Below are 11,456 nucleotides of genomic sequence, written 5' to 3' on the forward strand. Positions count from 1 at the left end.
ATCCCTTTTTTAAGCTTTTTTGACGATTATTAATTGACAGAAAGGACTTCTGCTTTAAATAAAATCGGAGTAAATGGTCTTACCAAATCTATTTGTTCTCCCAAGTCTACAAGATCCTCTCGGATTACTGATGGGAAAATTTGAATGGATTGGTCATATGCCTTGAAAGAGGTAGACAGTATCTCCAATTTCTGATCAGGATAAACATCAATCAATCCCTCATTCAAAAATTCCAAACCGGAATTTCCAACAGAAACAGAGGTAGGCTGATTACTTTCATATGACTCGTAAACGGGTTCATCTGCTCCCAACTCAAACAATTCGAAATCTACCGAAACCGTACTCCCCAGCTGAGATTCAGTTTTGGAATCATCTCCTTCAGTTATTGTACGCACATACACACCTTCTTCAACTTCCACAAAACCTTCTAATTGTTCCGCCGCAATGTAATCTGCGATCATTGCTTCCTCTCGCTCCTTAAGCTCCTCTTCCGTATATTTGGCAGCATACTTTAATTTAATGATCAAATTCGAAGATGATAAAATTAAAGTTTCATAGCTATAATTACCAAAAGCCAGGTAAGAGGGAGAATAAACGGTCATTTCTTCCCCAACATTAGCCAAACCTGAAGCATAAGTAATGGCTATTGGCCATAATCCATCCTGACTATATTTAAATATTTTAGGCTCCAAACTTTCATCCAAATGAGAATCTATCAATTGGCCATCCAGACTTTTGATTTCATAATAAACCCCAATATAATCATCACTTACAAATTGGTCTCCATCAGGATTTTCAACGGTTTTAGCATAATAATATCCTGATTGAGTTTTCGTAGCATCAATATTATTTGAATTAAGGTAATACTCCAAGGCAAGATCATCTCTTTCCATATCCAACTCAATCTCTGATGGAGAATCATCAAGACAGGATGTCATTAAAATGAATAGACCTAAAAGCCAAGTAAATTTGTTCTTTAAAATCATGGTGATCAATTAATTTTTGGTTTGTTATTTATTTTTAAAATTGAAATTCATTCTTAGGTTAACTCCGCCAATTGAGAACTGCTGATTGGCAAAGGTAAGGCTCCCAAGTGGTAATTTATAAAAGGGCTCAAAGGAGACATAAAACCCCTTATTTAACTTATACTCATATCCGAAGGAGAGGTTCAAAAGACCTGCAAAATCAGCATTACTTTGGCCACTTTCAGGTGTATATACATTACTAAAGCTTTGCACAGAAGGAGCATATTCCAAGGCTCCATTGACACTATTTGCATTGAACAAAGATTGCGCTTGATAGGACTCAACAGTGTTCTGATCTAAATATACCATACTTGACAAACCTGTGATAAAATACATGCCTGTTTGCTCTTTATCATAGAATTTATACTTTAAGTTTATCGGAATATCCAAAGAGGCAAAGTTAAGCCTATATTCAGTATCTATAATATTACTGTTGGTTTTTTGGTAATTCCCATCCGGTACTGCAAGCATCTCTCTCATACCTTGGTTTGCTTGTGCCCCCATGCGTTGATTTGCATAGGCCAAACCTACATCTAATTTTAACTTCTTACTCAAGGAAATCTCAGACATTATTCCCGCCCCCAAATTCATTCCAGACACAGGATTGGAATTGGCTTGGGGACTTACCATTAGCCCTAGTTTAAAGGTCCTTTCAGGAGATACTACTTCTTTAGACTGCTCTTCTGAGCTCGGTGATTTCCATTGATCCACCAATGATTGGGCCTCAGCGACAGACATTGCCTGATTGCTTCTTAAGTCCAAGGCAGTACTGCTTTGTAGGGTATCAAAACTCGCTTCTATTGCAGCCTGAAATTCATCCCAAGTATAGGTGAAATCTTCTATTATGGAGGGGATTATACTTTCCTCCTGATTAGGAACTATTGGAACCTGATCTCTATCAATATTAATATTTTGTTCAGCTTTTAAACCGGAAGTCTTTGATCTATAGCTACCATTATGTCCTTCTTCAGTATCCACTTCTGCACTTGATCCAATATTATTCCCAGACACAGTATTCTGTTCTTCTTTTCCGAAAGAAGGTAATTTTTCTTTTACTACTGCATCAGTAATGGATTTTACCTTTTGCCCAATTTCTTCTTGTTTCGGAAAATATAAGAAAAAGAACAATAAACTAGCCGCAACCCCGGCAGTCACAAAAGGCCAATAGATCATCCAAGCCTTTTTCTTAGGCTTAAAATAAGCATCTGAAAACTTCTCCCACTGTTTGGGATCAAATGGCTCCTCATGATTGCTGAAGGAGGCTTCTATTTTCTCCGCTAGTTTCTTATCGAACTGCTCCTTCATTTTTTATATAATTAAGTGCAATAATTTTGTCTCTTAACCTCTCCTTAGCCCTTGCCAAATAAGTGCGACAGGTACTTGAGGGAATGCCTAACTTTTCACTAATTTCAGCATGCCTATACCCTTCTATTTCGTACATATTGAAAATCACTCTCAAAATATCAGGTAATTCGCCAAGACAATTTAAAATATCCTCCTTCGAAAGCTCATCTATGATATCAGGATTGTAAGTTTCGGCATGCGCTTTTTCAATTTCCATGATCCCTTGATGTTTTAAATTCTTCCGGTAATAATCAACGGAAGTATTAATAATTATCCGTCGAAACCAAGACTTGAAAGAATTGTCTAAGCTAAACTGATCCAACTTATCAAAGGCTTTCATGTAACTATCATTTACAATCTCGCAGGCCTCTTCCCGATTTCCTGAATACCTTAGTGCAATACTCATAGCATAGCCATAAAAGTGCCTATAAAGCCTTTCTAACGATTTCTTATCTCGCTTCTGTGCTTCTTGTATGAGATTCTTCTCCAAAAGCCTATTTTTTATTGGGTATATTTTTAACCTATACGGACGATACTTGAAAAACGCTACATCAACTGTAATATTTTCCTGCTATTTTTTATCAGGACTTCTCACATACTTATAAAAATATAGCTATACTATTATCATTCAGCGTTTTGCATATTGTCACAAAAAAGAAAAAGAATAAATAAAATAATATAAATGAGTCCATTCTATTTCATAAATCATATTGGTCAATAGCTTCCTAATTTGAAAAGGACTCTTTAGGGCCATAATTCATCAATCCTCCCCCTTCAATAACTCAACTTAATTTATTGCTTTTGCATGATAAACTTTATCTGACTATTTTTAGTACCTGATAAATAACAATAAATGTAAATTTAGCGTTTAAATTGTTAATCGCTTATAACTAAAGAAATGAAATATTTCCTATTGTTTACTTTCCTATTCGCTTCCTGCTTCAATTTAAAGGCGCAGGAAGAAGAATCCGGCAACTATGACTATGACAAAGAGGTTCTCTTTGGAATCAATAAGAACACCAATGGTGGATTGATTGGGGGAATAAGTTTTAAAATTGGTTCCAGAATTAATGACAACTTGTTTCAATTTTTTAATTTAGAACTGGCCAATGTCAAAAACCCCAAGGAAGTGAGGTACCCTACTGCTTTAGGAAACACTTATATTTTCGGTAAATCTAATTACCTCTATGCCATTCGTCCACAATATGGTCGAGAAATTATAGCTTTTAAAAAAGCTCCTCATCAAGGGGTACAAATTTCATTTTTAGCAGCCATTGGGCCAACTATTGGTTTACTTGCACCTTATTATATAGAATATTACATTAATCGGACAGAAACTGTGCGAGAACCTTATGATCCGGAAGTCCATCAGAGCAAATTTGATATACTAGGCCCGGGCCGACTTTTTGAAGGAATCGGAGAATCTGAAATAGCTTTTGGGGGAAATGCCAAAGCAGCCATCAATTTTGAATTTGGTTTTTTGAAGTCAAATGTAACAGGTCTGGAACTTGGTTACCAATTAGAAGGTTTTACCAAAGAGATTCCCTTAATGCCTACTACCGAAAACAGACAAATCTTCCAATCGGCGTTTGTTACCCTCTACTATGGGTTTAGAAGATAGAGAGTTCGGCATTCATTTGGGTTAACTCAAATTTAATGACTAATTTTGAACGGATTTAACAACCCGATATGATAGAATTACCTGTAATTTCTGAAGAACAAACCAAAAGAAAAAAGCCCAATTGGTTAAGGGTTAAATTACCTGTGGGTAAAGAATATGCCCATGTTCGCAAATTAGTAGATGAGCACAAACTACACACCATTTGTGAAAGTGGAAATTGCCCAAATATGGGCGAATGCTGGGGTGCAGGAACTGCCACCTTTATGATTCTAGGCAATGTTTGCACAAGGTCATGTTCTTTTTGTGCGGTAGCCACAGGCAGGCCGCCGGAGTATGATGAAGACGAACCAAGGAGAGTTGCTGAAGCCATAACATTGATGCAAGTCAAACATGCTGTGATCACATCAGTAAATAGAGATGAACTGAAAGACAAAGGCGCAGATATTTGGTACCGAACAGTAGCCGAAACCAAGAAAAGCTCCCCAGAAACCACTATTGAAACCTTAATTCCTGATGTAAAGAGTAATTGGGACGCATTGTACCGAATGATAAGTGCGGGGCAAGAAGTGGTGTCACACAATGTCGAGACGGTTGAAAGGCTCTACAGAAGGGTGAGGCCTCAGGCCAAATATCACCGATCACTTGAGCAAATCAAACTTACCAAGGAATTTGGCAAAAGGACAAAAACCGGCATTATGCTAGGCTTGGGTGAAAAACAAGACGAGGTGCATAAGGCCATGGACGATTTAGCTGAAAATGGTTGCGACATATTAACGCTTGGTCAATATTTACAGCCTACCAAAATGCATATAGAGGTTGCAGAGTTTATTCACCCGGATCAATTTGATGCATACCGGGAAGAAGGACTAAAAAGAGGCTTGAAATATGTAGAATCAGGCCCACTTGTAAGGTCTTCTTACCATGCAGAGCGACATGTTAACGTATAATTTAACAATGCTTTAGCTGTCTTATTCCAGTAAACATTTCCTACTCACGCAAAGACAAAGAATAAGTGACTGTAAAGCAATGGCTTATTCCAAGATAAAATCCCAGCACCCCAGCCAATATCCCAGTAGAAAGCCGGGGTGCTATGATTTTTTTTAGGAAGGAAAGGATAATGGCTAATTTTTTGTACCTTATGCCTGTCTATACCTTAGCAAAATAACGGGATTTTAAACGTGCATTAAAATGACTTTTACCAAAACATTACTAATAGTAATTATCGCTACAGTTTTTTTCAACTGTTCTTCTAAGACAGTAGGTGGGCTAACAAAAGAGGAGTACAAATCCTGGAAACAACAGAAAAAAGAAATGAGCCCTGAGGCATTTAAAGCTTTAGTTGAGGGGAAAACCAAACTGTCCCAAGAGAATTTCAACCTTTTGGAAAAAATATCCTATATCGAGCAACAAATCAGCAGAAAAGAAAATGAAATTGACAGGCTCGCACGACAGGTCATAAGCTTAAGTACTGAACAAAACCAAGAATCGAACGAAAACAGAAACTCCCAAGAGGATGAGTGGAGTAAGGGACTTGTTTTTAAAGTTCAATTGGCTGCATTTGATGAGCTAGACTTAAGGGAACTTACCGAGAATGGCAGTGACATGAAAATAATCGATGAAGATGGCTATATCAAATATATTTTGGGTCAATTCAGAGATTACGACATGGCGGATCTATTTAAGAAAAAACTCAGAAAAATCGGAGTCAAGGAAGCTTGGATAGTTCCTTACAAAGACGGGAATAGGGTCCCCCTTAAGGAAGTCATTACTGAAGTCATTGAATAATTGGTAATGTACTCAATGCATGGACATTAAGTAAAACGAATAATTTATAATAAAATTATTAAGGTGTTTTTTTAGTTGAATCGCCTGTTTGTTTTGTAATTTACGCGCCATGGACTATAGATGGAAACATAAAGACAAGGCAAATTCCGAATTAGTAGAACACCTAAGCAATGAAATTAACGTAAACCCAACTCTTGCAAATGTGTTGGTGAACCGCGGCATTTCTGACTTTCAACAAGCTAAGGATTTCTTCCGACCAGACATAGATAAACTACATGACCCCTATCTCATGAAAGACATGGATGTGGCCGTTCACAGGTTACATCAAGCGATCGAGAAAAATGAAAAAATACTGGTTTATGGAGATTATGATGTAGATGGGACTACCTCAGTGGCACTTTTTTACGGATTTATTCAATCATTTTATCCAAATGTAGCATTTTATATTCCTGATAGATACAAAGAGGGCTACGGTATTTCTGAGAAAGGAGTTCGCTTTGCAGCAGAAAATAATTTCAGCTTGGTGGTTTCCCTTGACTGCGGGATCAAAGCCTTAGACAAAATTGATCTGGCCAATGAACTGGGGGTAGATTTTATTATTTGTGATCACCATACACCAGGCGAAACCCTACCTCAAGCCATCGCAGTTCTAGACCCTAAAAGAAAAGACTGCCCCTACCCTTTTAAAGAATTAAGCGGCTGTGGAGTAGGCTTTAAACTCATACAAGCTTTTTCTCAGTTTACAGGCAGAAATCAAAATACCCTCTACGCTTTCCTAGACTTGCTGGTGATCAGTATTGCATCAGACATTGTCCCTATTTCAGGAGAAAATCGAATTTTGGCCTACTTTGGTCTAGAAAGACTGAACAATAATCCTAGGCCCGGGATTAAAGCGCTTATTCTAAAAGGTAAATTAGAAAAAGACATCAACATTACAGACATTGTATTTAAAATTGGTCCAAGAATCAATGCATCAGGAAGGCTGGAACATGCCAAAGCATCAGTAGAACTTCTTATTTCAAAGGACCTAGACGAGGCTGTTCGACGGGCAGAACTTGTAGAGGATGTCAATGCAGCACGGAAAAATTTTGATGAGAACATCACCCGCGAAGCATTGGAAATGATTGAAACCAGAGAATTGGACGGAGAGTTTAAGAGTACCGTTCTATTCAAAGAAGACTGGCACAAAGGGGTTATCGGCATAGTAGCTTCTCGTTGCATTGAGAAATATTATCGTCCAACCATTATACTTACGGAGTCCAACAATAAAGCAACAGGCAGTGCTCGGTCCGTATATGATTTCAATATTTATGAAGCCATAGAAGAGTGCAGCGACCTGCTAGAGCAGTTTGGAGGACATAAATATGCGGCCGGCCTCACGCTATCAGTTGCGAATGTACCTGCATTTCAAGAGAAGTTTGAATCGGTAGTAAGCAGAAGGGTAAGTGAAATCCATATGAAACCCATTTTGGAGATAGATGATGAATTAATCCTAGACCAAATCAATTATAGATTTTACAATATACTTAAACAGATGACTCCCTTTGGACCGGGAAACCCTGAACCTGTATTTTGCGCCAACCAGGTCTTTGCAGAAAACGTACGTGTGCTAAAAGACAAACATCTACGTTTTGACATTATTCAAGATGGACAGAGTACCAAGCCCGTTTGCATCGGGTTTGGCTTTGCAGATTATTACGACTTATTAAATAGCAAAATGCGATTTAATATCGCGTTTGAAATACGAGAAAACACATTCAGAAACACCAGTAGTTTGCAACTTTACGTTAAGGATATCAAATTTGATTAAACATGATATTAAAGGCAGAGCACCTTGTTAAGATATACAAGAAAAAGAAGGTAGTTAACGACATTTCCGTGGAAGTAGGGCAAGGAGAAATTGTAGGGCTCCTAGGCCCCAATGGAGCAGGAAAAACCACCTCTTTTTATATGATAGTGGGGCTGGTACAACCTAACGGGGGAACCGTGTACTTGGACAACCAAGACATTACACCTTTGCCAATGTACAAAAGGGCAAAGCTAGGTATTGGATACCTTGCCCAAGAGGCCTCTGTTTTCAGAAAACTAACCGTAGAGGAAAATATCATGGCTGTTTTGGAAATGAGTGATATCCCCAAAAAAGCACAAAAGGAAAAGGTTGAAGAGTTATTAGAAGAGTTTAGCCTAACCCATGTTAGAAAAAATTTGGGAATGGTGCTCTCCGGTGGGGAAAGAAGGCGTACAGAAATTGCCAGAGCACTATCTGTAGATCCTAGTTTCGTATTGCTTGATGAGCCTTTTGCCGGAGTGGATCCAATTGCTGTAGAAGAAATCCAGAGCATCGTAGCCAAATTAAAAAATAAAAATATCGGTATACTCATTACTGATCACAATGTGAATGAAACCTTATCCATTACAGACCGTGCTTACTTAATGTTCGAAGGCAAACTCCTGAAGGCAGGAACCGCTGAAGAATTGGCAGCCGATGAGCAGGTAAGGAAAGTTTACCTGGGAAAGAATTTCGAGCTGAAAAGAAAAATATAAAAACGGACCAAACCTCCACCATGGAATTGATCAATACTTTTATGACCTGGATCCTAAAAAACCGTATAGGCCAGATCGAAAAATTCAAAAATAACCCACTTGAGACCCAAAGAGAGATCTTATTCAAGTTGATTCATACGGCAAAACATACGGAGTTTGGAAAGAAATACAATTTCGGGAAAATTTCCGCTTACGAAGACTTTAATGCATGGGTGCCTGTTCATGATTATGAAGCCATAAAACCCTATATTGAGCAGACCATGAAAGGCCAGCAAAACGTTCTTTGGCCTACTCCCATTCATTGGTTTTCAAAATCTTCAGGTACCACTTCTTCCAGGAGTAAATTCATCCCTGTCTCCCCGGAAAGTCTGGAAGATTGCCATTTTAAAGGAGGAAAAGACATGCTTTCCCTCTATATCAACAATTATCCTGAAACCAAACTATTTACAGGGAAGAGCCTTACCATAGGGGGAAGTTTGCAGACGAACAACCTTGATTTTAATGAAAACAGCTTTTCAGGAGATATTTCAGCCGTTATCACAAGAAACCTACCGGTATGGGCCCAAATGGCCAGGACACCAAGTTTAGAGGTAGCTTTGATGAGTGAGTGGGAAGCGAAAATGGAAAAGATGGTTGAAGAAACCCTGAAAGAAAATGTCACCAGCCTTACAGGAGTTCCCACCTGGACCTTAGTCCTTCTTAAAAAAGTACTAGAAAAAACCAATAGTAAAAACATCTTAGAGGTATGGCCAAATCTGGAAGTATTCTTTCATGGCGCAGTAGCCTTTGGACCTTATAAAAGCATTTTTGAAAGCCTAATTCCCAGCCCAAATATGCATTATATGGAAACCTATAATGCCTCAGAAGGTTTTTTCGGCATCAAGGATCAAAAAGATTCTGATGAATTATTACTGATGCTCGACTATGGTATCTTTTATGAATTCATACCTATGGAAGAGATTGAAAGCGAGCATCCGGAGATTATCCCTTTGGATAAAGTAAAAAAAGATAAAAATTATGCATTGTTAATTTCAACCAATGCCGGATTGTGGAGATACAAAATTGGAGACACGGTTAAATTCACCTCAATTGACCCTTACAGAATAAAGATTTCCGGAAGGACCAAACATTTTATCAATGCTTTTGGCGAGGAGCTGATTGTAGAAAATGCTGAGAAAGCCATGGAAATCACCTGCAATGCCACAGGAGCGACCATTAGCAACTTTACCGCTGCCCCGGTCTATTTTGACAGCAATCACCAACAAGGTACACACGAGTGGATTATTGAATTTGTCAAGTTCCCCAATAACAAGGATGAATTCCTTCAAAGACTGGATCAGGAATTGCGCAATGTGAATTCAGACTATGATGCAAAAAGATATAAAGACATGGTATTAAAACTACCTGTTCTCCATTTTGCTTCAGAAGGCTTATTTACAAAGTGGCTCAAATCAAAAGGACGCCTGGGTGGTCAAAATAAAGTTCCACGACTATCTAACAATAGAGAATATATTGAGGAAATACTAAAATTTGTTTAAGCCAAATCATGTTATAGACCATTTATGGCTTGGTAGAATTGCTTTCAAATCAGACTTATTATAAACACACTACCCCTAAAAAAACGAATGATTTACCCAGTCTTTCCTAGCCCTGATAAATTCATTTTGACACCTGGAAGATAAACCAAAGAAGATTCTAAATCAGGATGAAATCAGCAGTGAAAAACAAATGCTATTTACCTAGAAAGCATGGTGAGAAACAAACCTAAAACAGCCTGCATTTAGCGCATTTGAGGAATTAAAAAAGCAAGAAATATTTATCCACAATTCATAATACTTATCCACACACACCTACAACAAGGTGTTAAGTTACTGTTTTTCAGCTATTTATCAAATATATAAAATTTGCGTTTTTGTGGAAAACTTAAAATAAGTATATTTTATTTATTTTAATCTAAGTGTAAAAGGTGGATAACTCCACGTTCAGAATTTTCTTTTAAATCTCGTTTATTATTCCTTCTTTTTCGCAGCTTCCCAGTAGGCATTCATTTCCTGCAGACTCATCTCAGCCAATGTTTTCCCTGAAGCTTTGGCGGCACTTTCAAGGTATTGAAACCTATAGATAAATTTTTTATTGGTCTTCTCTAAAGCTTCTTCAGGGTTTACACCAATAAACCGGGAATAGTTAATCAAGGAAAACAAAAGATCCCCAAATTCTTTAGTGGCCTCCTCTTTATTGACAGGAACTTCATCTGTGGCATCAAAATTTTCTCGGAATTCAGCCATCTCTTCTTCCACCTTTCCCCAGACCTGCTGCTTCTCCTCCCAATCAAAGCCAACCCCCCGGGCTTTTTCTTGTATACGCATGGCTTTGATCAGGGCCGGTAAAGACCTTGGAACGCCACCGAGCACACTAGTATTCCCTTTTTCCTTCAGTTTGATCTTTTCCCAATTTTGCTTTACTGCCTCTTCATCATCAGCTGCAGTATCTCCGTAAATATGAGGATGTCTCCGAATCAATTTTTCATTCAGCTGTTCAATAACTTTCCCAATATCAAAGGCATTCTTTTCATCACCCAAGCGTGCATAAAAGACAATGTGCAACAGAATATCACCTAGTTCTTTACTAATCTCTTCCAAATCATTGTTTAAGATAGCATCTGAAAGCTCAAATGTCTCTTCAATAGTCAAATGCCTTAAACTCTCAATGGTTTGTTTTCTATCCCAAGGGCATTTTTCACGGAGTTCGTCCATGATGGTCAATAGCTTGTCAAAAGCAGCTAGCTGCTCTTTCCTTTTTTCCGGATTATTCATAAAAAGGGAGGAAACTTATATTTCGGTATAAACGTTTTGAAAGTATTACGTAAATTTGCAGAAATAAAATTGATATGACAACTGTATATTTAACATTGGCATTCCTGGCATTATTTTTCATTTTAATGTCTGTAAGGTTAATATTCTTAAAAAACGGACAATTTAAAGGCACTTGTGCCTCTCAAAACCCCTACTTAAACAAGGAAGGCGAAACTTGTGGCTACTGTGGTAAAAAAGTAGATGACGGAAGCTCCTGTGGCAATCCTGACAATGAAGTAGACAAGGTCATGGCTAAATTCAAATAAGAATAATCATCCAATACTC

The 11,456-nt window shown here is 37.9% G+C and carries 11 protein-coding genes; 7 read left to right on the top strand and 4 right to left on the bottom strand.

Annotated elements, in window-relative coordinates:
* Window positions 1–29 precede the first annotated feature (29 nt).
* The 3 genes from Q4534_RS09695 to Q4534_RS09705 are packed head-to-tail and all read right to left on the bottom strand — an operon-like array spanning window position 30 to window position 2,859.
* Window positions 30–986 (bottom strand): hypothetical protein, encoded by a 957-nt coding sequence (locus Q4534_RS09695; protein ID WP_303612972.1) that lies wholly within the window; start codon window positions 984–986, stop codon window positions 30–32.
* A 24-nt stretch (window positions 987–1,010) separates the two neighbouring features.
* Entirely contained in the window at window positions 1,011–2,330 is a 1,320-nt protein-coding gene (locus Q4534_RS09700; protein WP_303612973.1) for an outer membrane beta-barrel protein, read from the bottom strand.
* Window positions 2,311–2,859, bottom strand: a complete 549-nt coding sequence (locus Q4534_RS09705; protein WP_303612974.1) for an RNA polymerase sigma factor — start codon at window positions 2,857–2,859, stop codon at window positions 2,311–2,313. The genes Q4534_RS09700 and Q4534_RS09705 overlap by 20 nt, the downstream gene beginning before the upstream one ends.
* A gap of 408 nt (window positions 2,860–3,267) precedes the next feature.
* On the opposite strand from Q4534_RS09705, the gene Q4534_RS09710 reads away from it, so the two are divergent.
* The 6 genes from Q4534_RS09710 (at window position 3,268) to Q4534_RS09735 (ending at window position 9,857) form a co-directional block, all read left to right on the top strand.
* The gene (locus Q4534_RS09710) at window positions 3,268–3,990 is read left to right on the top strand and encodes a hypothetical protein (protein ID WP_303612975.1); all 723 of its coding nucleotides are present in this window, start codon (window positions 3,268–3,270) and stop codon (window positions 3,988–3,990) included.
* 68 nt (window positions 3,991–4,058) lie between these two features.
* Window positions 4,059–4,937 (top strand): lipoyl synthase, encoded by an 879-nt coding sequence (lipA, locus tag Q4534_RS09715; protein ID WP_303612976.1) that lies wholly within the window; start codon window positions 4,059–4,061, stop codon window positions 4,935–4,937.
* A gap of 241 nt (window positions 4,938–5,178) precedes the next feature.
* The gene (locus Q4534_RS09720; RefSeq protein ID WP_303612977.1) at window positions 5,179–5,775 is read left to right on the top strand and encodes an SPOR domain-containing protein; all 597 of its coding nucleotides are present in this window, start codon (window positions 5,179–5,181) and stop codon (window positions 5,773–5,775) included.
* 109 nt (window positions 5,776–5,884) lie between these two features.
* Window positions 5,885–7,585 carry a single-stranded-DNA-specific exonuclease RecJ gene (recJ, locus tag Q4534_RS09725; RefSeq protein WP_303612978.1) on the top strand — a complete coding sequence of 567 codons (1,701 nt, stop codon included), beginning with the start codon at window positions 5,885–5,887 and terminating at the stop codon, window positions 7,583–7,585.
* A 2-nt stretch (window positions 7,586–7,587) separates the two neighbouring features.
* Complete coding sequence (gene lptB / locus Q4534_RS09730; RefSeq protein ID WP_303612979.1) at window positions 7,588–8,319, top strand: LPS export ABC transporter ATP-binding protein; 732 nt, start codon at window positions 7,588–7,590, stop codon at window positions 8,317–8,319.
* A 20-nt stretch (window positions 8,320–8,339) separates the two neighbouring features.
* Entirely contained in the window at window positions 8,340–9,857 is a 1,518-nt protein-coding gene (locus Q4534_RS09735; protein ID WP_303612980.1) for a GH3 auxin-responsive promoter family protein, read from the top strand.
* Between the two features lie 471 nt (window positions 9,858–10,328).
* Here the strand turns inward: Q4534_RS09735 and mazG are convergent, their stop codons facing one another.
* Window positions 10,329–11,132: a nucleoside triphosphate pyrophosphohydrolase gene (gene mazG, locus Q4534_RS09740; RefSeq protein ID WP_303612981.1), complete on the bottom strand. Its 804-nt coding sequence runs from the start codon at window positions 11,130–11,132 to the stop codon at window positions 10,329–10,331.
* Between the two features lie 74 nt (window positions 11,133–11,206).
* Between mazG and Q4534_RS09745 the strand changes: the two genes are divergently transcribed.
* Window positions 11,207–11,437, top strand: coding sequence for a hypothetical protein (locus Q4534_RS09745; protein ID WP_014019156.1), 231 nt, complete (start codon window positions 11,207–11,209; stop codon window positions 11,435–11,437).
* Window positions 11,438–11,456: the final 19 nt, after the last annotated feature.

The sequence above is a fragment of the Cyclobacterium sp. 1_MG-2023 genome, from assembly GCF_030546805.1.
In the GTDB taxonomy this organism is placed as follows: domain Bacteria; phylum Bacteroidota; class Bacteroidia; order Cytophagales; family Cyclobacteriaceae; genus Cyclobacterium.